This window comes from Rhizobium aureum (assembly GCF_030182495.1).
In the GTDB taxonomy this organism is placed as follows: domain Bacteria; phylum Pseudomonadota; class Alphaproteobacteria; order Rhizobiales; family Rhizobiaceae; genus Rhizobium; species Rhizobium tropici_C.
The window spans coordinates 603,524-630,417 of the sequence record NZ_JAQJCI010000002.1 but is presented as its reverse complement, the minus strand read 5'-3'; the positions used below and the strand labels follow the sequence as shown (position 1 = coordinate 630,417).

General features: G+C 61.8%; 23 protein-coding genes. 11 read left to right on the top strand and 12 right to left on the bottom strand.

Annotation, left to right across the window (positions count from 1 at the left end; all coding sequences use genetic code 11):
* Positions 1-78: 78 nt before the first annotated feature.
* Complete coding sequence (gene cydC, locus PH552_RS08770) at positions 79-1,767, bottom strand: thiol reductant ABC exporter subunit CydC (protein ID WP_112344929.1); 1,689 nt, start codon at positions 1,765-1,767, stop codon at positions 79-81.
* The gene (cydD, locus tag PH552_RS08765; RefSeq protein ID WP_113250407.1) at positions 1,764-3,452 is read right to left on the bottom strand and encodes a thiol reductant ABC exporter subunit CydD; all 1,689 of its coding nucleotides are present in this window, start codon (positions 3,450-3,452) and stop codon (positions 1,764-1,766) included. The genes cydC and cydD overlap by 4 nt, the downstream gene beginning before the upstream one ends.
* Before the next feature lie 662 nt (positions 3,453-4,114).
* Here cydD and PH552_RS08760 point away from each other — a divergent pair.
* The 5 genes from PH552_RS08760 (at position 4,115) to PH552_RS08740 (ending at position 10,144) form a co-directional block, all read left to right on the top strand.
* Positions 4,115-4,570, top strand: coding sequence for a universal stress protein (locus tag PH552_RS08760; protein ID WP_112344927.1), 456 nt, complete (start codon positions 4,115-4,117; stop codon positions 4,568-4,570).
* 116 nt (positions 4,571-4,686) lie between these two features.
* Complete coding sequence (locus tag PH552_RS08755; protein ID WP_112344926.1) at positions 4,687-5,943, top strand: arsenic transporter; 1,257 nt, start codon at positions 4,687-4,689, stop codon at positions 5,941-5,943.
* A gap of 57 nt (positions 5,944-6,000) precedes the next feature.
* The gene (locus tag PH552_RS08750; protein ID WP_112344925.1) at positions 6,001-6,603 is read left to right on the top strand and encodes a TetR/AcrR family transcriptional regulator; all 603 of its coding nucleotides are present in this window, start codon (positions 6,001-6,003) and stop codon (positions 6,601-6,603) included.
* Between the two features lie 41 nt (positions 6,604-6,644).
* Positions 6,645-7,622: a zinc-binding dehydrogenase gene (locus PH552_RS08745; RefSeq protein WP_112344924.1), complete on the top strand. Its 978-nt coding sequence runs from the start codon at positions 6,645-6,647 to the stop codon at positions 7,620-7,622.
* Between the two features lie 179 nt (positions 7,623-7,801).
* Entirely contained in the window at positions 7,802-10,144 is a 2,343-nt protein-coding gene (locus tag PH552_RS08740) for a heavy metal translocating P-type ATPase (protein WP_113250408.1), read from the top strand.
* Positions 10,145-10,215: 71 nt separating this feature from the next.
* On the opposite strand, the gene PH552_RS08735 is transcribed toward PH552_RS08740, so the two are convergent.
* On the bottom strand, positions 10,216-11,010 hold the full coding sequence (locus PH552_RS08735) for an AraC family transcriptional regulator (RefSeq protein ID WP_112344922.1): 795 nt from the start codon (positions 11,008-11,010) through the stop codon (positions 10,216-10,218).
* A 118-nt stretch (positions 11,011-11,128) separates the two neighbouring features.
* Here PH552_RS08735 and PH552_RS08730 point away from each other — a divergent pair, with 118 nt between their 5' ends.
* Both PH552_RS08730 and PH552_RS08725 read left to right on the top strand, forming a co-directional pair.
* Positions 11,129-12,316, top strand: a complete 1,188-nt coding sequence (locus PH552_RS08730) for an FAD-dependent oxidoreductase (protein ID WP_113250409.1) — start codon at positions 11,129-11,131, stop codon at positions 12,314-12,316.
* Between the two features lie 10 nt (positions 12,317-12,326).
* Positions 12,327-12,764, top strand: a complete 438-nt coding sequence (locus PH552_RS08725) for a hypothetical protein (protein WP_285165823.1) — start codon at positions 12,327-12,329, stop codon at positions 12,762-12,764.
* A 77-nt stretch (positions 12,765-12,841) separates the two neighbouring features.
* On the opposite strand, the gene PH552_RS08720 is transcribed toward PH552_RS08725, so the two are convergent.
* The 9 genes from PH552_RS08720 to PH552_RS08680 form a co-directional block, all read right to left on the bottom strand.
* A complete protein-coding gene (locus PH552_RS08720; protein ID WP_112344919.1) occupies positions 12,842-13,882 on the bottom strand; it encodes an LLM class flavin-dependent oxidoreductase in 1,041 nt (346 codons plus the stop codon).
* 12 nt (positions 13,883-13,894) lie between these two features.
* Entirely contained in the window at positions 13,895-14,911 is a 1,017-nt protein-coding gene (locus PH552_RS08715) for an ABC transporter substrate-binding protein (RefSeq protein WP_210260436.1), read from the bottom strand.
* Positions 14,911-15,855 (bottom strand): ABC transporter substrate-binding protein, encoded by a 945-nt coding sequence (locus PH552_RS08710; RefSeq protein WP_112344917.1) that lies wholly within the window; start codon positions 15,853-15,855, stop codon positions 14,911-14,913. The genes PH552_RS08715 and PH552_RS08710 overlap by 1 nt, the downstream gene beginning before the upstream one ends.
* A gap of 89 nt (positions 15,856-15,944) precedes the next feature.
* The gene (locus tag PH552_RS08705; RefSeq protein ID WP_113250480.1) at positions 15,945-17,729 is read right to left on the bottom strand and encodes an amino acid ABC transporter permease/ATP-binding protein; all 1,785 of its coding nucleotides are present in this window, start codon (positions 17,727-17,729) and stop codon (positions 15,945-15,947) included.
* A gap of 40 nt (positions 17,730-17,769) precedes the next feature.
* Complete coding sequence (locus PH552_RS08700) at positions 17,770-18,330, bottom strand: GNAT family N-acetyltransferase (protein WP_113250411.1); 561 nt, start codon at positions 18,328-18,330, stop codon at positions 17,770-17,772.
* Entirely contained in the window at positions 18,327-19,526 is a 1,200-nt protein-coding gene (locus PH552_RS08695) for a M20 aminoacylase family protein (RefSeq protein WP_113250412.1), read from the bottom strand. The genes PH552_RS08700 and PH552_RS08695 overlap by 4 nt, the downstream gene beginning before the upstream one ends.
* A 15-nt stretch (positions 19,527-19,541) precedes the next feature.
* The gene (locus PH552_RS08690; RefSeq protein WP_113250413.1) at positions 19,542-20,891 is read right to left on the bottom strand and encodes an LLM class flavin-dependent oxidoreductase; all 1,350 of its coding nucleotides are present in this window, start codon (positions 20,889-20,891) and stop codon (positions 19,542-19,544) included.
* Positions 20,892-20,914: 23 nt separating this feature from the next.
* Positions 20,915-21,907, bottom strand: a complete 993-nt coding sequence (locus PH552_RS08685) for an LLM class flavin-dependent oxidoreductase (protein WP_113250414.1) — start codon at positions 21,905-21,907, stop codon at positions 20,915-20,917.
* Between the two features lie 321 nt (positions 21,908-22,228).
* The gene (locus PH552_RS08680) at positions 22,229-22,963 is read right to left on the bottom strand and encodes a phosphotransferase enzyme family protein (protein WP_113250415.1); all 735 of its coding nucleotides are present in this window, start codon (positions 22,961-22,963) and stop codon (positions 22,229-22,231) included.
* Between the two features lie 237 nt (positions 22,964-23,200).
* On the opposite strand from PH552_RS08680, the gene PH552_RS08675 reads away from it, so the two are divergent.
* The 4 genes from PH552_RS08675 (at position 23,201) to PH552_RS08660 (ending at position 26,859) form a co-directional block, all read left to right on the top strand.
* On the top strand, positions 23,201-23,839 hold the full coding sequence (locus PH552_RS08675) for an alpha/beta hydrolase family protein (RefSeq protein WP_113250416.1): 639 nt from the start codon (positions 23,201-23,203) through the stop codon (positions 23,837-23,839).
* Positions 23,840-24,151: 312 nt separating this feature from the next.
* Positions 24,152-25,165 carry a taurine ABC transporter substrate-binding protein gene (gene tauA, locus PH552_RS08670; RefSeq protein WP_113250417.1) on the top strand — a complete coding sequence of 338 codons (1,014 nt, stop codon included), beginning with the start codon at positions 24,152-24,154 and terminating at the stop codon, positions 25,163-25,165.
* A gap of 54 nt (positions 25,166-25,219) precedes the next feature.
* A complete protein-coding gene (locus PH552_RS08665) occupies positions 25,220-26,008 on the top strand; it encodes a taurine ABC transporter ATP-binding protein (RefSeq protein WP_113250418.1) in 789 nt (262 codons plus the stop codon).
* Positions 26,005-26,859: an ABC transporter permease subunit gene (locus tag PH552_RS08660; protein WP_113250419.1), complete on the top strand. Its 855-nt coding sequence runs from the start codon at positions 26,005-26,007 to the stop codon at positions 26,857-26,859. The genes PH552_RS08665 and PH552_RS08660 overlap by 4 nt, the downstream gene beginning before the upstream one ends.
* Positions 26,860-26,894 lie beyond the last annotated feature (35 nt).

Below are 26,894 nucleotides of genomic sequence, written 5' to 3'. Positions count from 1 at the left end.
GTCTTTCTCCCACCCCCTACGGTGTGTCTGACAGGAATGCGACGCCATTCGACGCGTCGCGGGCATGTTGGGTACCCCTCAATCCGGCCGCAGCCGGTCGAGGAGCATTTCGAATTCCGGTGTGTCGCGCTGCGCGCTGGCGGTTATGCGTCCGCCCTCGAGAAGCACAATGCGGTCTGCCAAGGCGGCCTCTCGACGAATATGCGTGGCGATGACGAGGCTGCGTCCGTCGGCAACCGAGGCCAGTCGCTCAAGCACAGTCCGGGCCGTCGTGGCATCGAGGCCTTCCGTCGGCTCGTCGAGCAGCCAGAGCGGGGCATCGCGCAGCAGAAGTCTTGCGAGCGCCAGCCGGCGAAGCTGGCCGCCGGACAAGCCGCCACCGCCTTCGCCGAGACGGGTCGAAAGGCCGTGCGGCAGTGCTTCGATGTCCTCAAGCAGGCCAGCCGCAGCGAGCGCGCCGCGTAACCGGTTGTCGTCGGCATGAGGGTCCGCGAGTTTTAGATTGTCCCGTACAGTATCCTGAAACAGCTCTGTACGCTGGGTCAGCGTTGCCGCACGCAGGCTCGCCACCGAACCGCCGGCAGCAATGATCTCGCCAGCGAGCAGGGCCAGCAATGTCGATTTGCCAACACCGCTCTGCCCAACGATCGCCAGCCGCTCGCCGACGGAAAGCGACAGAGAGACGTCCTTCAAGACAGGATGAGCTTCATCATGACCGGCTACCACGCCGGCAAGCTGGAATGCATGGCCTGCCTGCTGTTCGGTGGGTTCCAGCCGAACTGCGGCCGGATTCAGCGGCGGCGCGATGCGTCTTGCGGCAAGCAAGGTTCGCCCGAACTCGAGAGCTCCTCGCCTCATTGCCGCAAACGGTTCGGTTGCGGCAAAGGCAATGAGCAACGCAAAGGCTGCCGCGGGCGCACCGATCGTCCCCTGTTTGGCAAGAAGGGCGACAGTCAAAAGCGTGGCGGTTAACAACAGGGTCGCGCCAAGCGAGAAACCGGTTGCGACGGCGCTATCGATGCGGTTCAGATCATTATCGGCCCTGGCCAACCGCGCGTCGGCATCCGCAATCGCGGCTCGCTGCGACTGCAATTGCCCGGCCATTGCGAGATCGGTCTGGCCGGCGACAAGATCGATGGCGCGTGCGCGCAGTGCTTCCATCGCATGGGCGCGACGGCGGCCCGGCTTCAGCGCCAGACGTCCGGCTGCGAGCGATAGACCGAGACAGAGCGTAATGAGCCATGTTCCGGCTATCAGCCCAAGCCACGGATCGATGAAGCTAAGGGCGATCGTGACGGCGATGGCGGCAAGGACGGCGACGACGGCTGGCACCAGTACGCGCAGATATAGGGAATCGAGCGCATCGACATCATTCGTCAACCGGAACAGCAGCTTCGCCGGTCGGCGGATCATCGCCGCTGCGGCAGCCGGCTCGGCCCAGCCGCGGAACAGCCGCTCGCGAAGGGCCGCGAGAACCCTCAGCGTCGCATCATGGGTGACGAGCCGTTCGCCATAGCGGGCGGCCGTGCGGCCGATCGCAAGCATGCGTATGCCGGCCGAAGGCGCAAAGACATCGAAGACCGCGGCAGTTGCAACGGTCAAGCCGGCAAAGGCCGAAGCGGTGATGAACCAGCCGGACAATCCCAGCAATCCGCCGCCGGCAAGCATCGCCAGCACGGAGAGTGCAGCGCCAAGGGCCAGGCTTGCACCACGCTCGCGCCAGAACAGAGCAATAAGCGGAAGCAGAATTTTGAGTGAGCGCATCATGCCGCCACCTTCCCTCCCCGCTCGCCAAGTCGGACGACGCGGTGCATCCGCGCCACCAGCACCGGATCATGCGTCGCCACGATCAGGACCCGCCCCTCAGCGAGTGCGAGCAGCGCATCCGTCACGGCAGCGGCGGTTTGTGCGTCCAGATGCGCGGTCGGTTCGTCGGCGAGAATAATGTCTGCGCCGTCGTCGACCATCATGCGGGCCAATGCCAGTCGCAGCGCCTCGCCGCCGGAAAGGCCAAGCCCTCCCTCGCCGACCGCCGACACCCGTTCCGGCGTAAAGACGCGATCGAGAGCAACGCCTTCCAGAGCCTCGGCGATGGCGGCAGCATCGATGCCCGAGCGTCCGAGGGCGATATTGCGCTTCACGCTGCCGGCAAAAACGTGTGGCTGCTGGCCGATCCAGGCCATGCGGCGACGCAGTGCATCCGCGGTCTCGTCACGCAGCGGAATGCCCCCGATCCGGATGACACCGGCATCCTGCCGGGCGAGACCGGCAATCAGCGACAGGAGCGTGGTCTTGCCTGAGCCGCTTGCGCCCCACAGCGCCACGTGTTCTCCCGGCGCGACCTTCAGATCGAAATGATCGATCGCCACATCGCGTTCCAGTCCATGCCGGAAGACCAGCCCCTCGATCTCGACCGACATATTGCTAATGAAAGCCGACGTCTGCCGATCGCTGCCACCGACGATCGTTTGCTGCGGCGAGGTCAACTCCTTGAGAGCCGAAAGTGCCGCCTCGCCGCCGGCGCGGTCATGCCAGACGGCAGACAATTCGCGCAGCGGCTCGAAAAAGGCCGGCGCAAGCAGCAGAATGAACAGCCCTTGTGTCAGAGTAAGACGGCCGTCCCAAGTGCCGATTCCGATCGAGCCCAGCAGGCTGAAACCGACATAAACGGCCGTTGCGGCAACGCCGAGAGCGGCGAAGAATTCGAGCACCGCCGAAGACAGGAAGGCGATCCTCAACACCGCCATGGTCCGGACCCGCAACGACTCCGCGTCAGCACGCAGGCGCTGCGCCGTCACATCGACGGCGTCGAGCGCACGGATGGTCGCGAGGCCGCGCAGGCGGTCAAGCAGAAAGGCATTGATGCCGCCGGTTTCGGCAAGCTGCTTTTCGCTGGCAGCCTTGGCGCGCCAGCCGATCAGCGCCATGAAAATCGGGATGAGTGGCGCGCAGAGCGTCAGGATCAAGGCGGCGAGCCATGAGATCGGCAAGATGCAGGCGAGCATGACCAGCGGCACGACACTCGCCTTCACCCGGACCGGGCGAAACCGCGCGAGATAGGGAACGATCGCCTCCGCCTGCTCGCCCAGGATGCTCGCCGCCAGGCCTGATGCCGGCCGGCCGCTGTCGAGCGGCGAGCGCAGTGCAAGCGCCTTGGTCGCGGCGGCGCGCCGGAGACTCAACTCGCGGCGCGCGGCCCCAAATGCCAGCCGACCACCGGCCGCATCCAATCCAGCGCGCAGAACGCCAATACCGACAACGACCGCTGCAGGGGCCGCGACATCGGCAGCACCGCCGCCTTGGCCGATCGCACCCACGCCGACGGCGAGCATCGCCGCCTGCCCGATCCAACCGAGCGACGACAGACATTGCAGTGCCGAAGCCAGACCGAGACCGCGACAGTTTTCGGTCGTCCGACCAGCTACGCCGCCTGCAGCGGCTGGGCTCCCCATCGAAGCGGGATTTGCGGCCTTGCCTCTTTCCAATATTCCATCGGTGGCGGAGGAAGCTGTCACGTGAGCCCGTCCTTTCCCATACTGTGCCATCAAGGAGGGTCCGCCGACATATGATGACCGACGTGTCTGCATCGCAGACACCTTGGTCTTCGTCGAACCCAGAACGCACTTGCCGCAATCGACGATATCGGAGCCCCAATATGACTGGCTTTCTGCCTCTTGTCAGCGACAAGAATAGCAGGAGCCGTCTCGCCGAAGGGTTGAGCCCACAGCAAGTTATTCGCGAAATGGTTCTAAAACGAATTGTGCAGTGCGCAAAAGCGTGCAGGATGTCGCAGGGCACCTATCCGACCATGGCAGATTGACGCAGAAGCCAATGATATTCCTGAGGTCAAGTTACGACAGCATCCAGGTGACAGGCGCCCTGCCATTTTGCAATGCAGCAATCCGAACATGTGCTCCGTTCTGGGAAGAGATGAGATTAAATCTGTGCAAATGCCGAAGCACGCGGCCATTGAACGCACGGACAGCGGCCAAAAGGCTCCACTCGGCTAACGATATCGCCGAATCAACGAGCAAGCGTCATACTGTCGGTGACGGCCGCCGCGATCGCAGACAGAGTTACCGATGGCTTCTGCGTGGACTATAGGGAGAGTGGAATGTACGAGAAAATCATCTGCGCGATAGGGCTGGGATCCCGCGAGCGCGCTGAACGTCTATTGCGCACCTCCCACGCTCTTCTGTCACCGGGCGGGGAACTGATCGTGGTTCATGTGATCGAGCGTTTTCCCTCGGGCAGCGAGAGCCCGGACAGTTGGGCCGTGTCCGTCATCAAGGAAGCGGAAGACAAGCTCGATGCGCTGTGCAAGCGCCTCGGCATTACCGCGTCGATAGAAGTCCGCACCGGCACGGCATCGAGAACCTTGCTGACGGTCGCGCAGGAGCAGAAGGCCGATCTCATCGTGCTTGCAACCCATGCGTCCGATATTCTCGACCGCATCTTCGGCTCGACTGTCGAACATGTCATCCGGCATGCGGAATGCTCGGTCCTCGTCGAGCGCGCCGACAAATCACATGATACTGCTGCGAAAGGGACCGGAACGAAAAAGGCGTAGCCTCGGGCGAAGTCGTCCGTCTCACGGTTTCCCTGAAGGCCGCGCCGAAATTACCGTTTGCGCCCCAGCGCTGCAATGCTACATATCCGCTCCCTTTCGATATCAAGACGAGCTGAATGACTGAATCCGCCATCACCTGGAGTATTGCCGGCCTGACGGCCTTAGGTGTCGTTGCACGCCCGTTCCGCTGGCCCGAAGCGATCTGGGCGGTTCTCGGCGCGGCGGTTCTCCTCGCCTTCCGGCTGATCGGCCCGGCGGACGTTTGGGCGGGCATTTCCAAAGGTTTCGATGTCTATCTGTTTCTGATCGGCATGATGCTTCTGTCGGAGCTGGCACGGCGCGAAGGGCTTTTCGACTGGGTCGCCGCCATCGCCACCTCACATGCCAAGGGTTCACCGCGCAGACTGTTCGTACTTGTCTATGGCGTTGGCATCGTCGTCACGGTCTTTTTGTCGAACGACGCCACCGCCGTGGTGCTCACGCCGGCTGTTTATGCCGCATGCCGCGCGGCGCGGGTGAAGGACCCGATGCCTTACCTGCTGATCTGCGCCTTCATCGCCAATGCCGCCAGCTTCGTGCTGCCGATCTCCAACCCGGCCAATCTCGTTATCTTTGCCGGCGGCGAAATGCCGCCTCTGTCCCGATGGATGCAGACCTTCCTTCTGCCTTCGATCGTCTCGATCATCGCGACCTTCGCCTGCCTCTATTGGACACAAAGACGCGCGCTTGCCGAAGACACGATCGCACGAGATGTCGGGCAGCCTTCGCTTTCACAGACGGCCCGGCTGGCCGGATGGGGACTTGTGGTCACTGCCCTCGTGCTGATCGCTGCATCGGCCATGAATTTCGACCTCGGAATGCCGACATTTGCCGCAGGCGTCATCACGACGGTGATCATTCTCGCACTCACGCGGCAAAGCCCGATGGAGACGGTACGCGGCATAAGCTGGAGCGTATTGCCCCTGGTGGCAGGCCTCTTCGTGATCGTTGAAGCGGTCAATCATACCGGCCTGACCACGCTTCTGTCCGAAAGGCTCGCATCCATTGCCGCACAATCCCAGACGCAGGCGATCGGGGCCGCCGGTTTTTCGGTCGCGATCGTCTCCAACCTCGTCAACAATTTGCCAGCCGGCCTTTTCGCAGGCAGCGCGGTGCAGGCGGCCCATGTTCCCGATTCCATCGCCGGCGCGGTGTTGATCGGCGTCGATCTCGGCCCGAACCTTTCGGTAACCGGCTCGCTTGCCACCATCCTCTGGCTCGCCGCCCTTCGTCGCGAGGGGCTCCATATCGGCGCACTGGCCTTCTTAAGGATCGGTGCCATCGTCATGCTCCCTGCCCTGATCCTCTCGCTTGCAACGCTCGCAGTGATCTGACGGCAAACAGCATCGAGTTTATAGACGACCGGTCGATTATTTGTTATCGGACCGCTCATGGTGACAAAGAAGAAATCAGAGCTCACTCGGAGCCATATTCTCGCGATCGGGCGGGAATTGGTGCTGCGCAAAGGTTTCGGTGGCGTCGGCCTGAAAGAGCTGCTCGAACAGAGCGCCGTGCCGAAAGGGTCGTTCTATTATTATTTCGCATCGAAGGAAGCCTTCGGCTGCGCGCTATTGAAGCAATATTGCTCCGACTATGCGGATCGCCTCGATGCGCTTTTCGGCTGGAAGGGCAACGGGCGCCAGCGTGTGATGCACTATTGGAATGCCTGGCTCTCGGATGGCGGCAACGCAAGCCTTGCCGACCGGTGCCTGGTGGTGAAACTTGCCGCCGAGATCTCCGATCTTTCGGACAATATGCGCGTGATCCTGCTCGGCGGCGTCGAGGATCTCATTCGCCGCCTCACCAAGACGATTACCGAGGGACGTGAGGACGGTTCCATTTCACCATCCTGCATCCCGGAAAAAACAGCCCGTTCACTCTATAGTCTCTGGCTCGGGGCGGCGATCCTGGCGAAGCTCGGCAAGGACAGGACACCGCTCGACCAGGCCATGCTTGCCACTGAACAAGCCCTTACCGCACCCGGCAGCCTTTGATCCACGACAGGACCAGCATGTCAACACGCAAGGAATACAAAATGCGCAGTGCCATCCACGATGTCTTCGGCGACCCTGCAGACGTCCTTTACCTGGCCGACATGCCGCTGCCGGAGCCCGGCGCGGGAGACGTGCGCATTCGCACCATTCTTTCGCCGATCCATAATCATGACCTTTGGACGGTGCGCGGCGCCTACGGCTACAAACCCATACTGCCGGCGATCGGCGGCAGCGAGGCGGTCGGCTTCGTCGATGCCGTCGGAGCGGGCGTCGACAAGACGTTGATCGGCAGGCGCGTCGTTGCCGCCGGTGTGCATGGCACCTGGGCCGAGCAATTCACGGCGCCGGCTGCCAGCCTCGTCCCCGTGCCTGATGTCATTACCGACGAGGCCGCAGCACAGCTGATCGCCATGCCGTTCAGCGCCATCTCGCTTCTGGAATCCCTTAATGTCGAACGCGGCGACTGGATCATCCAGAATGCCGCGAATGGCGCGGTCGGCAAGACGCTCGCCATGCTGGCCCGCAGCCGCGGCATTCACATGATCAATCTTGTGCGGCGCGACGGCGGCATCGACGAGCTGTCGGCATTCGGCATCGGGAACGCCGTTTCGACCGCCGCATCCGAATGGAAGGCGAAAGTGCGCGCCATGATCGGCGATGCGCCGATCCGCGCCGCGGTGGACTCCGTCGGCGGCGTTGCGAGCAACGACCTTGCCGATCTGCTGGGTGAAAACGGCCTGCTGGTGTCCTTTGGCACCGCGGCCGGCAAGCCGATGCAGATCGCCTCGAGGGCCGTCATCTTCAAGCAGCTGACGATCAAGGGTTTCTGGGGCATCAAGGTCAGCGCCGCCATGTCGGCCGACGAGCGCCGGAGGCTCATCAGCGAACTGATCACCCGGGTCGCGTCCGGTGAGGTCAAGCTGCCGGTGGAGGCCTCCTACGATATTACGGAAATCGCCCAGGCGGTGAAATCCTCATTGGCCCCCGGCAAGGCCGGCAAGGTTCTGCTGAAGCTGTAATTTCCTGGGGCAGCGCGCGCCGCCAGTGGGCTTTCGGGCGGCGTGAGCCACGGCGTCGCCCCGTGAGGGCGAGAGCCGGCGGAGTATTCCGATCCCGCGAGAATATGCAAAATGGCTCTTGTTCCTCTAGTAGCTAGAGGATGTAGCAATGGTTCCGACAGCAAAATCGGAACCGGAAGATGACGTCGACAACACAACAGAGCCGCTATCGCGTGGAGGGCATGGACTGCGCCTCCTGCGCTGCAAAAATCGATACAGCCGTTCGCCGCCTGCAGGGCGTGGAGGACGTCTCCGTCTCCGTCACGGCGGGTACGATGACCGTCAGGCATCAAGGTGATCCCGACCTGCTGCCGACTATTGCAAAGCGGGTCTCAGGCCTGGGCTACAAGGTTTTCCCGCTTCCGCAAGGCAACCTTCCCGCGCCGAAGGTGGCAGCGGATGCTCACACCTGCGGCTGCGGCCATGACCATCATGATCGCAAGCCGAACGCTCACGACCACGACCATACGGGGCACGACCATGACCACGGCGATCACGGGCATGGTGCAGCTGACCATCAACACGATCACGCAGGACATAACCACGCCTCGGAGGAGGCGGATGCGCCGACGGCCGGCCTTCACGGTCATGACCACGGCCCAACCTCGGGACCCTGGTGGAAATCTGCCAAGGGCCGGTTGACCATCGCGACCGGCGTGGCCGTGGCCGCTGCCTGGGGTATCGGCAAGCTCGTTCCCGCACTCGACGCCTGGATCTTTACTGCCGCCATGCTTGTGGGCTTGTTGCCGATCGCCAGGCGCGCCTTCGTGGCCGCAAGGATGGGAACGCCGTTCTCGATCGAAATGCTGATGACGATCGCGGCCATCGGCGCCGTCATCATCGGCGCCAGTGAGGAAGCGGCAGCCGTGGTCTTCCTGTTTCTGATCGGCGAGCTGCTGGAAGGCGTTGCAGCCGGCAAGGCGCGCGCCAGCATTCAATCCTTGACGGATCTGGTGCCTACGACCGCTCTCCTTGAAGAGAATGGCATGACCCGCGAAGTGCAGGCCGAAAGCCTCGCCGTCGGCGTCATCATCCTGGTTCGTCCCGGCGACCGCATACCGGCCGACGGCGTGATACTCTCCGGCGAAAGCGCTATCGACGAGGCGCCGGTCACAGGCGAAAGCACGCCGGTGCGCAAGGGGGTGGATGCAACCGTCTTTGCGGGCACAGTCAACGGCGATGCCGCCCTGCGCGTCCGCGTAATTGCGGCAGCATCCGACAACACCATCGCCCGCGTCGTCAAGCTGGTCGAGGAGGCGCAGGAATCGAAGGCTCCGACGGAGCGTTTCATCGATCGCTTCTCTCGCTACTACACGCCTGGGGTCGCCGTTGTCGGTGCGCTCGTCGCGGTGATTCCACCTTTATTCCTGGGCGGCAGCTGGAGCGAGTGGGTCTATAAGGGCTTGGCGATCCTGCTGATCGGTTGCCCCTGCGCCCTCGTCATCTCGACGCCGGCGGCAATCGCAGCGTCACTGTCTTCAGGCGCTCGCCGTGGCCTGTTGCTGAAAGGTGGCGCCGTGCTTGAGAACATCGGCAAGGTCACCGCTATTGCCTTCGACAAGACCGGCACGCTGACCGAAGGCAAACCCAAGGTCACCGATATCGTCGGCCTCGGCATGAGCGATACGGACGTACTGCGGCTGGCAGCCGCGCTCGAAACCGGCTCCAGCCACCCACTCGCCCGCGCCATCCTGGGCCACGCGGCTGAAACCGGAACGGATATTCCGCCGGTCATGGATGCTAAAGCGATCGGCGGCAAGGGCGTCAGCGGCACGGTCGATGGTTTGGAGGTGTTCCTCGGATCGCCGCGGGCAGCCGCCGACCACGTATCGTTAACCTCGGAGCAGTCTGCCCGGATCGCCGCACTCAACGATGAAGGAAAGACGGTTTCCGTCATCGTTGCCAAGGGTGCGGCAGCCGGCTTGCTCGCCATGCGCGACGAGCCGCGCACCGATACCGCCGCCGGTCTCAAAGCGCTTGCCGATGCGGGTATCAAGACGATCATGCTGACGGGCGACAACCAGCGCACGGCTGAGGCGATCGGCAAGACGCTCGGCATCGAGGTTCGCGCGCAATTGCTGCCCGAAGACAAGCAGCGGATCGTCGGCGATCTGCAGCGGCAAGGTTTTCGCGTTGCCAAGGTCGGTGACGGCATCAACGACGCGCCAGCGCTCGCAGCCGCCGATGTCGGGATTGCCATGGGCGGAGGAACGGACGTTGCGCTGGAGACGGCGGATGCCGCCGTGCTGCATGGCCGCGTCGGCGATGTCATCGAGATGATCGATCTTTCCAAACGGACGATGAGCAATATCGGCCAGAACATCACCATCGCGCTCGGCCTGAAGGGTATCTTCCTGGTCACCACCATCGTCGGCATCACCGGACTTTGGCCGGCGATCCTCGCCGATACCGGCGCAACCGTGCTGGTGACCATGAATGCCCTGCGCCTGCTCGCCCTCCGGCCTCGTCGGGTCGCCGCCTAGGCTAGCTATGGGCGCCGATCGACAAGTCGGCGCCCTACTGCTGCGATCGCAACCCTCCGCAACATTTCGCCTCAGGTCTTCCGAACAGAGAGATAGCGGCGCGGCGATAGGCCGAATGCCTTCCTGAACATGGCGATAAAGCTGCTGGCACTGGCATATCCCAGGCTATCCGCCACTTCAGCGATCGGCTTGCCCGTACTCAGATATTCAAGCGCAAGCAGCAAACGCGCCTGTTGCCGCCAATTGGCAAAGGACATGCCCGTTTCGGCGTTGAAAAGACGCCTGGCCGATCGCTCGGATATGCCTGCCTGCTGCGCCAACGCATGAAAAGTTTCCTCGCTGGCCGGATTCTGCAGCACGGCATCCGCGATGCGGAGCACGCGGCGATCTGTCGGCATCGGCAGATGCAGGCTTTCGCGCGGGGCTGCTCGTACCTCATCCAAGAGAACAGCGGCGAGGCGACGCTGTTGTGGAGTAAGTCTTTCCTCCCAGCGCCATGTGGTCGCGCGCCGCACCAGTGCTCGCAACACATCGCTGACGCTGAGAACGCAGGGGGTCGTCGGCAATCCGGCGCTGGCGTCCGGTGTCAGCAGGATACCCCAGCCGCTCGGCACGCCGTTGATCCCTGCCTTGTGCATCACACCTGGCGGAATCCAGCCTGCACGCTGCGGCGGCAGCAGCCATGAGCCCCCAGGCGTATCGACGCGTACCAGGCCGCTCTCGATGCAGAAGAGTTGCCCGCGGCCATGCGCGTGCCAATCATACTCCTGAGTGCCGAGGCGGAAGGCGCTACCCGGTTCATCCGATCCCCAGAAGGCGATGAGCGGTGGCCCGTCGAGACGCTCGCCAATATCTTCGATGCCCATGTTCCGTTTGGCCGTTTCGCAACATTTATAGTCCGAATGTCGTTACCACGTCCCGGTCGTGGCACGCTATTCTTCCCTGACAAAATCGAAGTCGAATAGTGAATGGAATAGAAGGCCCATGCAGGACTTTCATGTCGTCATCATCGGCGCAGGCCTTGGAGGCCTGTGCCTCGCCCAGGGATTGAAGCGCGCCAACATCCGTTTTGATGTCTATGAGCGCGATCCTGCAGCCGATAGCCGCTTACAAGGTTATCGCATCCGTATCGATCCGAGCGGGCAGCGGGCGCTGGAAGCTTGCTTGCCACTCGAGCTGTTCGCGCTTTTTCGAGCCACGACCTCCATCAGCCCGAAAGCGGGACGCTTCCTGACACCGCAACTTCTGCCGATCGCACGGCGCGTACCGGCAAGCTGGGATACCGGCGAGGACGAAGACGACGGAGATCTGAGCGTCAATCGCCTCACTCTTCGCGAAATTCTGCTATCGGGAATCGAGGACCATGTTCATTTCGGGCACGCATTCACGCAGTATCGCTGCTTGGAGGATGGGCGCGTGGAGGTGCAGTTCGAAGGTGCCTCCCCGGTCTCCTGCAATCTGCTCATCGGTGCCGATGGCGTGAGCTCGCGGGTACGCCGCCAGCTGGCGCCCTATGCCGAGCCGGCGGATACCGGCTCGATATGCGTCTACGGAAAAAGCGAGCTCCCATTGACCGGCGGCGGCCTGCTTGAGGACGGGACGACTGTGATCTTTGCCGATGGCTGCACGGCGATCTTGGATCTCATGCGATTTGGCGACGATTTTCAAAGTCTTGCCGCCGATTGCGCACCCGATTGCAAGCTGACGCCGGTGACAGACTATCTCTATTGGGCGTTGATCGGGCCACGTAAAAGGCTGGGCCTGGAGACATATGACCACACGCGGGACCTGCCCGTATTGCTCCGGACAGCCATGCGCGGCTGGCATCCGGAACTGAGGCAAATCATCGGCCGGAGCAAGGCCGAAGCGGTGGCAGCGCTTCCGGTCAGAAGCGGGCGTCCCGACGCCCTTTGGCCGTTCGGTGCCATCACGCTCCTGGGCGATGCCATCCACGCGATGAGCCCTGCCGGCGGCCTCGGCGCCAATACGGCCCTCGAAGACGCACGCATGCTTTCACAAATCCTCGCGAAGGCCGGCAAGGAAACAAAGACGATCTGCACCGCCTTGCTGGATTACGAGGCCGACATGCGCGAACGGGCAATCCGCGCCATCGACGCGTCGGAACGCGGGGCCGCAATGCTGTTCGCAGCAATGACCGACAAAATCGCTTGAGGACAATAGCATGACTATCGACGTCTCCACGTTCACCTTTCACGATGTCTCCCTATGGCCGATCGTCCGCCAATCGGCAGGGTCCGTACGGTCGGGCTATGCCGCAAAATGGGAGCGGGAGATGGACGCCATGCTCGCCATCTCCATGCCCTTCGTCGTCATCATGGATGGCGACCAGGCAGCCGAAGATCACGAGGACCGCAAAGTTCGCGGCATATGGCTGAAGAAGAATAAGACGGCGCTTGCGGCCATTTGCAGGGCGGTGATCGGGATCGAGGCCAATCCCATCAAGCGCGTCGCCATCCAAGTGCAGATGGCTCTTGCCACAAAGGCGTTCGGCACCAGAATGGAGCTCGTCGCGTCGCAAGAGGAAGCGCTGCGGCTTGCGAAGCGAATCCTCGAAGGCAGCGAAACCACGACATCGCCTATGGGCCGGCAAATTCCCTAGCGCATCGCGGATAGCGCGCCGCCATGCAGACCGGGCGGCCTTTATCCCGCGGGCCCGGTCTTGCCGTTATGCTACCCTCAGGATGCGGTCCGCCGCAGAAGCGTGGTCTCCTTCCAGCCAAGCTCCGGAGCGATCAGCGTCACGAAATCATGGATGATCTGCCGGTATTCCTCATCGTGGAACTCATAGGGCAGCTCCAGTCGGAATTCGCTCACATGGGTAAGGATCGGGTCCTTGCGCAGGCGCTCCAGTATCTCATCCGATGAGCCGACGACATCGCGGGCGAAGAGGGTTCGCCGCTCGCCCTGCGGCGAAAGCGTGCGCTCGTAGCGGCCGGCGGCATAGTCCGTATAGCGTTTGCGGGTGATCGCGTCGGCGCTGTCGAAAGGCACGATGACCCGGCCGAGCGCCACCCGCCGCGTATCGCCTCCGGACGCGCGATAGGTTTCCAGCTGACGCGATTGCGCAACGAAGAAATCGTCGGTCTGTTCGCCCGTCGTGACGTTGCCGATAAGGAGATTGAAGCCGTTGCGGCCGGCCCATGCGGCGGACCGCAACGAGCCGCCGCCATACCAGATGCGATTGATCAGCCCCTTCGCATAGGGCTGGAGGCGCGGACGCTGCGGGCCGAACGGCGTCTTGATGACCGTATCCTGATTGCCGAGATAAGTGCCCCTCAGATTGTCGGCAAAGCGCAGCACCCTCTGATGGGAGAAATCGTGGCTCTCCCAATCGCCGTCGAAGGCAAGCGGCCCGATCAGATCCGCATGCAGCGGCCGCCCGGCGCTCAAGCCGATATTCAATCGTCCACGTGACAGCACATCCACGGTCGCCAGATCCTCGGCAAGGCGATACGGGCTTTCGTAGCCGATGGGAATGACGGCGGTGCCAAGCTCGATGTGGCGCGTGCGCTGCGTCGCGGCAGCGAGGAAGGCGCTGGCCGAGGAGATGCCGGGCTCCAGATGGCGCTGGCGAACCCAGGCGCTGTTGAAACCCCTCTGCTCTCCGTATTCGAGCAATTGCAGGGTCTGCTCCAGGCCGGCGAGCGGATCCTCATCCGGATAATTTCCCGGCGTCAGAAAGCCGATATGGCTGATCGATGGGGCTTGGCGGCTCATGCGGCTGTCTCCTCAAAATTTCGGCAGGCCCGGCGGATTGGTTTCCGACTTCGGCAAGGCTTCTTCGGCAAGATGCCAATGGTCAAGGATCTTGGAGTAGGTGCCATCTTTGATCAGCCCATTCGTTGCGATGGTGAGCGCTGCCGCGAGACCGTTGCCCTTGCGCGTGGTGATCGCGACGTCCGAGTGATCCGGCCAACCGGCGCTTAGCGTACCCACGCGCTTGATGTTCTTGTCGCGAGCCGCGATGTAGACCAGCTGGGCGTGCGGCTGCACGATGACATCGGCACGGCCCGAGCGGAGGGCCAGAAGGCTCGCGGCCTCGTCATCGTAATATTGCAGCTCGATCGGCTTCAGGCCGGCTTTGACATCCTCATCGCTCCATTTCAGCAGGATGCGCTCCTGATTGGTGCCGGCGCCGACAATGATGCGCAGGCCGGCTGCGTCCTTCGGCTCCTTGATCGAGCCGATCTTGCTGTCGTTCTTGACGAAGAAACCGTGCAGGCCCTGTCGATAGGTGGAGAAATCGAACTTCTCCTTGCGCTGCTCGGTGACGCCGACATTGGAGATCACGGCATCGTATTTGCCCGATGTCAGCCCCAGCGGCCAGTCGATCCAGGCGACTGGCACGAGCTCAAGTTTGAGGCCGAGCGCATCGGCAACGGCATAGGCATAATCGGGATCGGCGCCAACGACCGTCTTGGCATCCGTCGCATAGGTCGCGAGCGGCGGGCCGCCTGGTGCGACCGCCACGGTAAATGTGCCTGGTGTGACGAACTTGAAATCCTTTGGGATAGCGGCAATCGCCGCTTCATTTTTCGCCGCGTGAAGGCGTCCGGGCTGTTCCGGGCTCAGATCGAAATCTTCGGCTGCCATTGCCGGCGCGAGACCGGTGAAGGCAAGTGCCACTGCGGCAGCAAACGCAGTTCTGAAAATAGTGCGGATAATCACGGAACCTGTATCTCCATTTAAGATGGATGGGAGCGGACCGGCGTGAGCCCCACTGACGCCGGTCCGCCCGACCAACATTACGAACCGCTCTTCGGCAGGCCCGCAGGGTTGGTCTTGGATTGATCGATCGCTTCGGCAGTGAGGCTCCAGCGCTTCAGCACTTCGCCATACTTGCCGTCCTTGATCAGATCGTTGAGTGCGAGGGTGATGGCATCAGCAAGGCCGGCGCCCTTTTTCGTCGTCACGGCGATTTCGGCCGTCAGCGGCCAGCCGCCGGAGACGGTGCCGACAAGCTTCCTCGTCCCGTTGATGGCGGCCTTATAGGCCTGCGTCGCATTCGGATTGAATTCGACATCGGCACGACCGGACTGCAAGGCAAGATCGGCGGCGGCGCGGTCATCGTAATACTGCACCTCGATAGGCTTCAGGCCGGCTGCCACATTCTGCCGGTCCCATTCCAGAATGATCTTCTCCTGATTAGTGCCGGCGCCGGTGATCACCTTGAGACCCGCGACATCCTTCGGCTCCTTGATCGAGGTGATCTTGCTGTCGGCCTTCACGTAGAAGCCGAGCACATCCCTGCGATAGGTCGAGAAATCGAACTTCAGCTTGCGCTCTTCCGTGACCGTCACGTTGGAGATGACGGCATCATATTTTCCGGAGGAGACGCCGAGCGGCCAGTCCTCCCAGGCGACCGGCACCAGCTCGAGCTGCAGGCCGAGGGAGTCGGCAAGCAGTTGTGCGATATCGGGATCGGTGCCGACGACCGTCTTGGCATCGGTCGCGTAGGTGGCGATCGGCGGATCCCACGGGTTGATCGCGACCGTGAACTTGCCGGGATTGACGAACTTGAAGCCCGGCGCAATCGCCTTGATCGCCGCCTCGTCCTTCTCGGCGCGGACGCGATTGGACGTGTCCGGGCTGAGGTTGAACTTCTCGGCCGCACCCGCTGCCGTGCAGCTCATCGCTACCGCCGTCAGGACGCCGGCAGCGACATATTTCACTCTCTCAATGAATGTCATTTCCCTTCTCCTTTTCAATTATAGGTTGTTTATATTGTTGTGGTTACTCGGGCGCCTCTTGCGTCAGAGTGTCCAATGCCTGCTTGCTGCTAGAGAACCTTGGCGAGGAAGGCGCGGGTGCGCGGATGCCTCGCATCGTTGAAGATCTGGCTTGGCGAACCCGTTTCGAGGATATGCCCGCCTTCCATGAAGACGACGGTATCCGCCACCTCGCGGGCGAAGCCGATCTCATGGGTGACGATCACAAGGGTCGTGCCGGTACGCACCAGCTCCTTAATCACATCGAGGACCTCGCCGACGAGTTCCGGATCAAGTGCCGAAGTCGGCTCGTCGAACAGCAGCACCTTCGGCCGCAGCGCCAAGGCACGGGCGATAGCGACGCGCTGCTGCTGGCCGCCGGAGAGCTGGCGGGGATAGGCATCGATCTTGTCGCTGAGGCCGACGCGCGCGAGAAGCTCTTGCGCATAGGAGGTCGCTTCGTCGCGGCTCACTCCACGCACCTGAATCGGTGCCTCGATAATGTTTTCCAAAACAGTGAGATGTGGGAACAAGTTAAAGTTCTGAAAGACCATGCCGATGTCGGTCCGGCGCTTCAGAATATCCTTCTCCTTGAGCTCATAGAGCACCTCGCCCTTCTGCGTGTAGCCGACCAGTTCGCCGTCCACTGAGATGAAGCCGCTATCGACGCGCTCCAAGTGATTGATCGCACGCAGCAGCGTCGATTTTCCCGAGCCTGACGGGCCGATAATGGCTGTGACGCTGCCGGCCGGCAGGTTGAGCTCGACATCATCCAGGACCTTCAGCGTGCCGAAGCTCTTCGAAATGCCATGGATGCGTACGGCACCACCCTTGGCACGAAGATCCGTCGCGCTCCGAAAAGCGGCGAGTGCCTCGGTGTCCGATCTGGTGCCTGCCGCGGCGGCAGGCAGCGGCCGCTCGAAGCGTTTGAAGAATGCCTGGAACGGCAAGGGCGTCGGATTGCGCACCGCACCCTTGGAGAAATAACGCTCGATATAGTGCTGCGCGATCGACAGCACCGTCATGATGACGAGATACCAGACGGTTGCCACCATCAGCAGCGGAATGACTTCCAGATTGCGGCGATAGATGACCTGTACCGTGTAGAACAGTTCCGGCAGAGCGAGCACATAGACCATGGACGTGCTCTTGGCGAGGCCGATGATCTCGTTGAAGCCCGTCGGCAGGATGGAGCGCATCGCCTGCGGCAGGACGATGTGGAACGCCTGGCGGCGGCGAGGCAAGCCGAGGGATGCAGCCGCTTCCAACTGACCTTGATCGACCGACAGAATGCCGCCGCGTACGATTTCAGCAAAGAAAGCGGATTGGTTCAGCGTCAGGCCGAGAAAGGCCGCCGCAAACGGCGTCAGCAGCTGCGTGGTCGGATAATTGAACAGCACCTTGTCGGTGAACGGAACACCGACGCTAATAGTTTCATAGAGATAGCCGAGATTGTTGAGAACCAGCAGCAGCACGATCATCGGGATCGAACGCAGCAGCCAGATATAGCCCCAGGAGAGGCTTGCAAGCAGCGGCGACTTCGATACGCGCGCCAGCGCCAAGGCCGTTCCGAGGATGGAGCCTGATACCGCCGCAAGCGCCGTCAGAAGCAGCGTCCTGCCAAGGCCTACCAGCACCGGCTCCGCAAAGAACCATTGGGCAAAGACACCCCAGCCCCAGCGCGGATTGGTGAAAGTGGAATAGAGGACGACCGCTATGACAAGCGCGGCAAAGATCGTGCCGGCCGCGCGTCCGGGGTGCCTCGCTGGCACGATGCGATAACGCGAATAGTCAGTCTTCGTCTCGGCGGCTCCAGTGCCTCGATCGACACCTGCAAAATCCGTCGTCAGCGCCATGATGCTTACCCCTTTATGATTGTGATTGATCCTGTTGCCGCTATCGGCCGGCAGCGGCCAGTCGCCGTGGGGAGTCGGAAGCTTCGGCGACATAGGACAAGGCCAGATGGCTGATATCTTTCTCGAAAGGCAGGCTCTTGTAGATCTCCGGATCCACCGACGTGTCGAAGAGCGCGGTGTAGCCATTGGTGAGATAAAGGCCGACCGCCTCGGGCTGACGGAAGCCTGTGGTCAAATAGATGCGGCGATAACCTTGTCGCCCGGCCTGTGCTTCCAATTCCACCAGCAATTTCCGCGCCAATCCCTGCCGCCGCAGATCGTGCCGGGTCCAGATCCGTTTGAATTCGGCGGTCTGGTCGTCATAGTGCTTGAAGGCTCCGCCGCCGATCGTTTCGCGATCGCGCAAGAGGAGCAGGAAATTGCCATCCGGGGGCGCGAAGGCTTCCGGCGGATAGCGATTGAGTTCCGCCGCCGCCCCTTCGGCATTGAAATAGTTGCCGTAGCGGCTGTCATATTCATGGATCAGTTCGTCGATCAGCGGCTTGGCGCGTGGATCGAGCGGGGTCGTATAGAGAAACGTATCGCTCATGTCGGTCGTCACCTGTTGTCATCCGCGAGGAAAGTCTCGGCGAGCCGCACCCAGTAACGGGCTGCGGCCGCTATGATGGTGTCGTTGAAATCGTATTGGGCGCTATGCAGAGGCGCGCTGTCGCCATTGCCGACAAAGAGATAGCTCCCTGGCTTCGCCTCCAGCATGAAGGCGAAATCCTCGCTTGCCGTCCGCGGCCGGAAGTCCGTTTCCACCGCGGCGGTCCCAAGCGTCTGCAAAGCAACATTGCGGGCAAAGGCGGTTTCATCGGCATGGTTGATCAGTGCCGGGAAACCGAGGCGGTAATTGACCTCGGCAACCGCGCCGAAGCTTTCCGCCTGCGCACGCGCGAGCGCGGGAATCCGCTCCTGCAGCCTTGTACGCACCTGCTCGCTGAAGGCGCGCATGGTCAGCTTCATCTCGACGCTTTCGGGAATGACGTTCGAAGCCGAGCCCGCGTGAATGGAGCCCACGGTCGCAACCGCCATATCCTGCGGATCGATATTGCGGGAGACCACGCTTTGCAGCGCCGTGATGAAGGAGGCCGAAGCCAGCACGGGATCGACGGCGCGATGCGGCTCGGCGCCATGACCGCCCTTTCCGACGATCCTGATCACAGCCTGATCGACGGAAGCCATTGCCGGGCCGGCAACGAAGCCGAACTGTCCCGTCGGGACGCCGGGCCAATTGTGCAGCCCGAAGATCGCATCGACCGGAAACCGATCGAAAAGTCCTTCCGACAGCATTTTGCGCGCACCTGCGCCGATTTCCTCGGCCGGCTGGAATATCAGCCGCAGCGTGCCGCTGAAATTGCCGCTTTCGGCGAGATAGCGGGCGGCTGCCAACAGGATCGAAGTATGCCCATCGTGGCCGCAGGCATGCATGACCCCTGGATTGCTGCTGGCATAGTCGAGCCCGGTCGCCTCCTCGATGGGCAGCGCGTCCATATCGGCACGGATACCGATGCTACGCTTGCCATCGCCGCGCTTCAGGGTCGCGACGACACCGGTACCGGCGATACCCGTGGCAACGTCGTAGCCCCAGTCCGACAAGAGCGATGCAACCTTCTTGGCGGTTCGGTGCTCCTGGAAGGCGAGCTCGGGATATTGGTGCAGATCATGTCTCAGCGCGACAATCTCATCGAGATAGGCGGCGATCCTCGTCTCGATTTGATCGGTGACTGAAGCGGGCTTGATGATGGCGTTCATGGCGATCGTCCAGGCTCAGGCGCCCACGGCCTTTGCGGGTTCGATGCCATCCTGCCTTGCCGCATAGCGGCTCTCGCGGAATGGCAGGCCAAGGTGGTCGCGCAGCGTCTCGCCTTTGAGCGCGGGATCAAAATAGCCGCGCTCCGTCAGGATCGGCAGGACATGTTTCGAGAAATCATCGAAGCCTTCGCCGATCACCGGGAAGCCGAGGATAAAGCCGTCCGCACCTTCTTCGTCCACCCAGCGGATGATCTCATTGGCAATGTGCTCGGCGGTGCCGATGAAGGAGGTTCGCGGCGTGGCGGCATCGAGCGCCACCTCGCGCAAGGTGAGCCCCTTCTCGCGCGCGGTCTTCTTGATGCGATCGGTCGTGGCACGGAAGTTGTTGCGGCCAATGTCGCCGAGATCGGGGAACGGCTCGTCCAGCGGATAGGCGCTGAAATCGTGATGATCGAAGAAGCGGCCGAGATAGGCGAGTGCCTCCTCGATGGTGACGAGATTGCGGATCGCCTGGTATTTGGCGTCCGCCTCCTCTTGCGTCGCGCCGACGATCGGGCCGATGCCTGGGAAGATGCCGACATCGGCGGCACTGCGGCCATGCGCGATCGCGCTCTGCTTCACCTGTTTGTAGAAGATCTTGGCATCGTCGAGCGGCCCACCATTGGTGAAGACGGCATCGGCGTGCTTGCCGGCGAGCCGGATACCGGAATCCGATGCACCGGCCTGGAACACCACCGGCTGCCCCTGCTTGGAGCGGCCGATATTGAGGGGGCCTTCGATGCGGAAGAACCGGCCCTTGTGGTTCAGGCGATGCAGCTTGGACTTGTCGGCGTAGACGCCGCTCTCGCGGTCACGAACGAAGGCATCGTCGTCCCAGGAGTCCCACAGGCCCTTGATCGCATCGAGATATTCATCAGCGATCTCGTAGCGCAACTCGTGCTCGGGATGTTCGCGGCTATAGTTGCGGCCGGAGCCTTCGAGCGGCGACGTCACCGCATTCCAGCCGGCACGGCCGCCGCTGATGAGATCCAGCGAGGCGAACTGCCGGGCGATGGTGAAGGGATCGCTATAGGAGGTCGAAACCGTGCCGACCAGGCCAAGCTTCGTCGTAAAGGCGGCAAGCGCGGACAGGATGGTCAGCGGCTCGAACCGGTTGAGAAAATGCGGGATGGATTGCTCGTTGATGTAGAGCCCATCGGCGACGAAGGCGAAGGCAATCCCCGCCTCTTCCGCCTTTCGGGCCGTCTTGACGAAGAAGTTGAGATTGGTGCTGGCGTCGGCCGGTACGCTCGGATGCTTCCAGGCATTCATGTGGCCGCCCGGGCCTTGCAGCATGATACCGAAGGTGACGTGTTTTTGAGTCATGATGATCCTCCTGGGATAGGCGCTCAGGCAACGAGAGAAAGGCGCTCTTTGGCGAGCAATTCTATGGAGTTCAGCCGTTCGGCAGCGGGCAGCGCCGGCGTGTCGAGCACGAATTCTTCGACGCCGTAGCGGCTGTGGAGCGCGTCGAGTTCGCCGCGGATCTGCGCCGCCGTGCCATGCAGCACGCTTGGCACCTTTTCCTCAGTCCGGAACTCCGAAAAGCCCGCCTGGCGCGCAAATTCCGCCGCTTGTTCCTGGGTGCCGACATTGACGCTCTGGCCGTTGGGCAGGAAAAGCTTGACGATGCGCAGCTGGCCGACGCGCTCACGGGCATGGGCCTCATTTTCGGCGGCGAAGGCGGCGAGCGCCAGGATCGGCACCTTGCCGCCGCTGGCATGGTCATAGGCTTCGAAGGTCTTCCGCAGATTTTCCGGATCGCCATTCAGATGACCGGCAAACACCAACCTCCAGCCCTTCGCTGCCGCGAGCTTCGCGCTTTCGACACTCGCGCCTAGCAGGAAACGCTCAGGCGAGCGCGGCGGGAAAGGCGTCGCCAGCGCGCCATCGGAATGAGGATCGGCCGCGAGGTAGGTGTTGATGTCGGAGAGCTGCTCGGCGAAGTCCGGCTTCTTCTCAGGATCGAAGGCGCGCTGCAACGCGCGGGTCGAGAGCGGAAAACCGCCCGGCGCCTTGCCGACGCCGAGATCGATACGGCCGGGTGCCAGCGAGGCCAGGAGATTGAAGGCCTCCGCGACCTTGTAGGCGCTGTAATGCTGCAGCATCACGCCGCCCGAGCCGATGCGGATCTTCGAGGTTCGGGCGAGAAGATAGGCGATCAGAACTTCCGGCGCTGAACTGGCGAGGTTCGCCATATTGTGGTGCTCGGCGACCCAGAAGCGATGATAGCCAAGCTCTTCAGCCCTGATGGCCAATCGCGTCGTGGCGCCAAGCGCATCGGTAGCGCTGAGCCCCTGTTCGATCGGGCTCTTGTCGAGAAGGCTAAGGAGATAAGACATGCCGTTTCATCCATGTTTGCGTCCAATGCCGACCATCGAGCGCTATAGTCTATAAAAAACATAGATTTTAAGTTATTTAAGAAACAGCTTTCTTTTTCTTTCGCCGGATGCGGAAAAAATCGGCAGTGGCCGACTGGGATGGGCATGGAGGCATAGCAAATGCCACCTGAGCCGAGGTTGGTGGCAGCTTGTGCCTTTCAAAAGGTCACAGACGCGAAATAGCTGCAGGATGGGGAGTTAGGGATGCGGCGTGATTAAGGCTTGCAGTTTGACCTATTCAGTCGCCGGATGTTCCGGCGCGTATCGATCTGCCGAAATCGCTCAGACCACTCGAACTTCGGCGAGCCGCCTGACTGCGTACTCGTCCTTCCAGCAGACGGTGGCTTCCCATGCGGCAGACGCTTGCGCGGCGATATCATAAGCGTCGTTGTCGAGATCAGCAGCATTGTCAGGCAGCGCCAGATCAAGATCGGGGACGTCGACGTGAGACTCATCCCAGTCGATCAATGCGACGTGATCCGCAGCCATGCGGATGTTGCCAGGATTGCCTGGGTTGCCGTGGACAACGCATGTCTGGCGCCCGACGAGCCGTGCCCACGCCGTTCGACATCGAGCAACGCCCTCGGGCGGCATTGCGGCAAGGTTGACCCTCGTTCCGGTTTCGGCATGCAGGAGGTCGGTCGAGGATTTCCAACCGGGGCGCTGCGGCCATCCCTGCGTCAACCGATGCAGCTTGCGCAGCGTATCGGCGACGCGACGCCAGTCGGATCCCGTCTCTGGCGGTCCGCCTTCGATGTATTTCATCACCACCAGACCGTCCACGAACAGACGGCCATCGGTCGTCGGGATCGGTACTGGAACGGTCATACCCGCACGATCGAGGTATTGGAGCAGCTCCGTTTCCCATGCGAGATCAGCGTCGGACCTGAAGCCGAGACGACCGACCGCAATCCGCCCATGAACGCGAACGCTCCAGACGTCGTTGGCAATGCCGCCGGTGAGCGGTTCGATGCGAACTGCGTCGTCACCCCATTGTCCAAGTGCTTCCCATCCCATCGGCAACACCCTTGCGTAGTTGGGTTTCACTTAATTGGCTGCAAGCGCGAGCAACGTCAATTAACGTGAGCCTAGCAAGCTCCGCAAGTCAAGGTAGTCATTCCGCTTCGGGGATCTCCAGCAGCCTGCCATGCCCCTTCAAAGCTGTGGTCCCTCGCCATCGAATCCGAGCTTTGCTAACAAGGCGCCAGCAGCGCAGCGCTTGACCTGCGACGCTGTGAACTGGGAGAATGCTGAATGCCTTACCAACTGCTCGTCACAGGTCCCGAAGACGCCAAGATCACTATCCTTCTCGCGCATGGGGCGGGTGGCGCGATGGACACGAAATGGATGGAAGCCATATCTGCAGCGCTTTCCGACAAAGGCTTGCGAATTATCCGGTTCGAGTTCGATTACATGTCGGCACGACGCTCTTCGGGGAAGCGGTCTCCGCCGCCTCGGGCAGAGCTCCTGAATCAGGAATTCAAAGCCGTGATCGATGAAGTCGGTTCGCGGGGGACACTCGTCATCGCGGGAAAATCCATGGGCGGACGTGTGGCGAGTATGATCGCGGACGATCTAAGCAATGCGGGACAGATTTCCGGACTGCTTTGTCTTGGCTATCCCTTCCATCCGATAGGAAAACCGGAGAAGCTGCGAACCGCCCATCTCGCAGACATGAAGACGCCTACTCTCATCTGTCAGGGAACTCGCGACCTATTCGGATCACGGGAAGAAGTCTCCACGTACGAACTCTCCCAAATGATCGAGATTCTCTGGCTCGAGGATGGAGACCATGACTTCGCGCCACGAAAGGCCGTATCCGGTCTCACCTCCGCGGAACATATCGCAACCGTTGCCGATCACGTAGCCCGATGGGCCGCCGCGCTACATTGATCGGTAGAAGGAATAGGCAACCTCAAGCCGAAATCTGCAAGCGTTTCAGCGGCGAGATCGCACGCATGATGTAGGGCCGCCTCTTCGATTCAGCCTGATCCGTCTTGGATGCCGGCTCCAGCGCGGCTCTTCGCTTTTCCTCGGCGGAAATATGCCGTCGCTGTGCGTATGATGGATTCAGACAAACAAATCCCATTATAGTCTATAAAAATAGTTTGTTATTCCTGTCGATCCTCCCCCCTTCTTCGCTAGGCTTTACTCATCGCACTCAGGGAACCGCCGGAGAATCCCAATCCGGCCAGGGGGATACACATGAAGTTCAAGAGATTGATTGCTGCCGCTGCCATAAGCCTCGCCAGCATCTCCGCGGCAACCATTGCTGCTGCGGCCGACAAGAAGGTCGTCGTCGGTTACCAAACCGATGCCCTGCCCTCCTCGGTCGCGATCGCCAATGGCGATTTCGCGAAGGAGACGGGTTACGAGATCGACTTCCGCAAATTCAACTCGGGAGCCGAGATCTTTGCCGCCATCGCATCCGGCGACGTCCAGATCGGCTACGTCGGCTCGAGCCCATTTGCGGCAGCCGCTTCGCGCGGGCTGGAGGTGAAAGCCTTCTACCTGTCGTCCATCTCGGGCGTCGATGAAGCCCTTGTGGTGCGCAACGGCTCCGGCATCAACACGCTGGCCGATCTAAAGGGCAAGAAGCTCGCGGCAGCACCGGTTTCGACCGATCACTACCAACTGCTCGCCCTTATCAAGTCCCTCGGTCTGACTGAGAAGGACGTGCAGGTCTTTGCCGTTCCGCAGCCGGAAATCGTCGCAAGTTTCAATCGCGGCGATATCGACGGCGGCTTCGTCTGGGATCCGGCACTGACCGAGCTGAAGAAGAACGGCAAGGTGCTGGTGACGTCCAAAGACGTCGCCGATAAGGGCGCTCCGACATTCTCCGCCTGGGTCGCAACCTCGAAATTTGCGGCCGACAACCCGCAGTTCCTGAAGGCCTATGCGTCGGTGATCAACAAGTACTACGCCTCCTTCGCCGCCGATAAGGCCGCATGGGGACCGGAGAGCGAGAACGCAAAAGCGCTCGCCAAGCTTCTGGGCGGCACGGCTGATCAGCAGGCTGCAGCACTGAAAAACCTCACCCTCTTGACGCCTGACGTGCAGGCATCGGCCGACTGGCTCGGCGGCGGCGACAAGTCCGGGGCAGCCAAGATCCTCAAGGACACGGCGACCTTCCTGAAGAGCCAGGGGAAAGTCTCCGAGGTTCTGCCGAGCTACAGCGCCTTCGTCACCGCTGACGCGCTTATCAGCGCAAGCAACTGATCCTCCCTGACACCGGCGCGCTCGTCGCGTCGGTGTCGAACCTTTGAGGGCCCCATGCTTCAAGTTGACCATGCCAGCGTTTTCTTCGCGGCGCGTGACGGTAGAACCGTTCACGCGCTCGACCGCGTTTCCTTCAACATTCCCGAGCGCGGTATCGTTGTGGCGCTCGGTGCCTCCGGTTGTGGCAAATCCACCTTGCTCAATGCGATCGCCGGCTTCCTGCCGCTTTCGGAGGGAAAGATCACGCTCGACGGCAGGCCCGTCACCGGCCCCGGCGCCGATCGTGGCGTCGTCTTCCAGAAGGATGCGTTGCTGCCATGGAAAACGGTGATCGATAATGTCGCCCTCGGCTTGCAATTTGCCGGATTGGGAAAGCGGGAACGACGGGATCGCGCAGCCGAGCTGCTACGGCTCGTGGGCCTGACCGATTTTGCCAATGCTCTGCCCTATGAATTGTCGGGCGGCATGCGGCAGCGCGTCGGCATTGCCCGCGCCCTCGCCACCGCCCCGGATATCCTGCTGATGGACGAACCCTTCGGCGCGCTCGATAGCCTGACGCGCGAGCAGATGCAGGAACTGCTGGTGTCGATCTGGGCGAGAACCGACAAGCGCATTTTCTTCATCACCCATTCGATCGAGGAAGCGCTGTTTCTCGGCACGGAAGTATTGGTCATGTCTCCGCGGCCTGGACGCGTGGTTGCCCGCTTCGAGCTCGATTTCGTGCATCGCTTCGCCGCCAGCGGCGACACGAGGGCGATCGTCACATCGCCCGAGTTCGGCAATCTCCGCGAGGAAATTCGCGGCATTCTTCACGACGCTGACAACATCAGGAGCGCGGCATGAGCGATATCATCGAGACGCGCACGATCGCGGCGTCCGGGAAGGAAGAGCGGCCAAAGCTGGTTCGCATCCCAGGTTTCGGGGTCGGCGAGAAGCCTACCGTTACCATCAGCATCGCAACGGCAATCGTTTGTCTTGCGCTATGGTGGCTGGTCGCAAAGCTCGGCCTGGTGTCACATCTCTTCCTGCCCCGCCCGGATGAGGTATTGACGCAGATCGGCGTCGTCTATCGTGACGGCTATGCCGGCGCTTCGCTTTCCGAGCATATATTGGCAAGCCTGTTTCGTATCGTCGCCGCGGCGGTCATCGCGATCATCGTCGGCATTCCCGTCGGCCTGCTGATGGGGCTCAGCCGCTGGGCAAAGGGAATTCTGGATACGCCGATCGAATTCTACTGGCCCTTGCCTCCCCTCTCCTATCTGCCGCTGATGATCATATGGCTCGGTATCGGCGAGACCTCGAAGATCACGCTCCTCGTGCTCGCCATGTTTGCCCCGATCTGCCTGTCCGCGCAGGCTGGCGTCCGTTCGCTGCCGCTCGAACGCGTCAATGCCGCCCGGTCGCTGGGCGCGAGCCGGCTGCAGCTCTTCTTCGCCGTGGTGCTGCCTTCGGCCCTGCCGGAAATCCTGACCGGCGTCCGTATCGCCTTCGGCATCGGCTGGGGAACGCTGGTGGCGGCAGAGCTCATCGCTTCGACCCGCGGCATCGGCTTTATGATCATGTCGGCGTCGCAATTCCTTGCCACCGACGTCGTCTTCGTCGGTATCGGCATCATCGCGGCCTGCGCATTCGCCTTTTCGGCCGCAGTCCGCATCCTTGAAGCCGTACTCGTTCCTTGGAAGGGCAAGCTTTAACCATGGACAGCCGTGAGCCGATGTCGCTCACGGCT

Coding starts and splice junctions, on each gene's coding strand:
- PH552_RS08705 (WP_113250480.1), bottom strand. CDS start 17,729: ATGGCGCTGACGACGGATTTTGCAGGTGTCGATCGAGGCACTGGAGCC.
- PH552_RS08715 (WP_210260436.1), bottom strand. CDS start 14,911: ATGTTGGTCGGGCGGACCGGCGTCAGTGGGGCTCACGCCGGTCCGCTC.
- PH552_RS08690 (WP_113250413.1), bottom strand. CDS start 20,891: ATGACTCAAAAACACGTCACCTTCGGTATCATGCTGCAAGGCCCGGGC.
- PH552_RS08745 (WP_112344924.1), top strand. CDS start 6,645: ATGCGCAGTGCCATCCACGATGTCTTCGGCGACCCTGCAGACGTCCTT.
- PH552_RS08750 (WP_112344925.1), top strand. CDS start 6,001: ATGGTGACAAAGAAGAAATCAGAGCTCACTCGGAGCCATATTCTCGCG.
- PH552_RS08660 (WP_113250419.1), top strand. CDS start 26,005: ATGAGCGATATCATCGAGACGCGCACGATCGCGGCGTCCGGGAAGGAA.
- PH552_RS08735 (WP_112344922.1), bottom strand. CDS start 11,010: ATGGGCATCGAAGATATTGGCGAGCGTCTCGACGGGCCACCGCTCATC.
- PH552_RS08675 (WP_113250416.1), top strand. CDS start 23,201: ATGCCTTACCAACTGCTCGTCACAGGTCCCGAAGACGCCAAGATCACT.
- PH552_RS08740 (WP_113250408.1), top strand. CDS start 7,802: ATGACGTCGACAACACAACAGAGCCGCTATCGCGTGGAGGGCATGGAC.
- PH552_RS08680 (WP_113250415.1), bottom strand. CDS start 22,963: ATGGGATGGGAAGCACTTGGACAATGGGGTGACGACGCAGTTCGCATC.
- tauA (WP_113250417.1), top strand. CDS start 24,152: ATGAAGTTCAAGAGATTGATTGCTGCCGCTGCCATAAGCCTCGCCAGC.
- PH552_RS08755 (WP_112344926.1), top strand. CDS start 4,687: ATGACTGAATCCGCCATCACCTGGAGTATTGCCGGCCTGACGGCCTTA.
- PH552_RS08760 (WP_112344927.1), top strand. CDS start 4,115: ATGTACGAGAAAATCATCTGCGCGATAGGGCTGGGATCCCGCGAGCGC.
- PH552_RS08665 (WP_113250418.1), top strand. CDS start 25,220: ATGCTTCAAGTTGACCATGCCAGCGTTTTCTTCGCGGCGCGTGACGGT.
- PH552_RS08695 (WP_113250412.1), bottom strand. CDS start 19,526: ATGAACGCCATCATCAAGCCCGCTTCAGTCACCGATCAAATCGAGACG.
- cydC (WP_112344929.1), bottom strand. CDS start 1,767: ATGATGCGCTCACTCAAAATTCTGCTTCCGCTTATTGCTCTGTTCTGG.
- PH552_RS08710 (WP_112344917.1), bottom strand. CDS start 15,855: ATGACATTCATTGAGAGAGTGAAATATGTCGCTGCCGGCGTCCTGACG.
- PH552_RS08725 (WP_285165823.1), top strand. CDS start 12,327: ATGACTATCGACGTCTCCACGTTCACCTTTCACGATGTCTCCCTATGG.
- PH552_RS08720 (WP_112344919.1), bottom strand. CDS start 13,882: ATGAGCCGCCAAGCCCCATCGATCAGCCATATCGGCTTTCTGACGCCG.
- PH552_RS08730 (WP_113250409.1), top strand. CDS start 11,129: ATGCAGGACTTTCATGTCGTCATCATCGGCGCAGGCCTTGGAGGCCTG.
- cydD (WP_113250407.1), bottom strand. CDS start 3,452: ATGGGGAGCCCAGCCGCTGCAGGCGGCGTAGCTGGTCGGACGACCGAA.
- PH552_RS08685 (WP_113250414.1), bottom strand. CDS start 21,907: ATGTCTTATCTCCTTAGCCTTCTCGACAAGAGCCCGATCGAACAGGGG.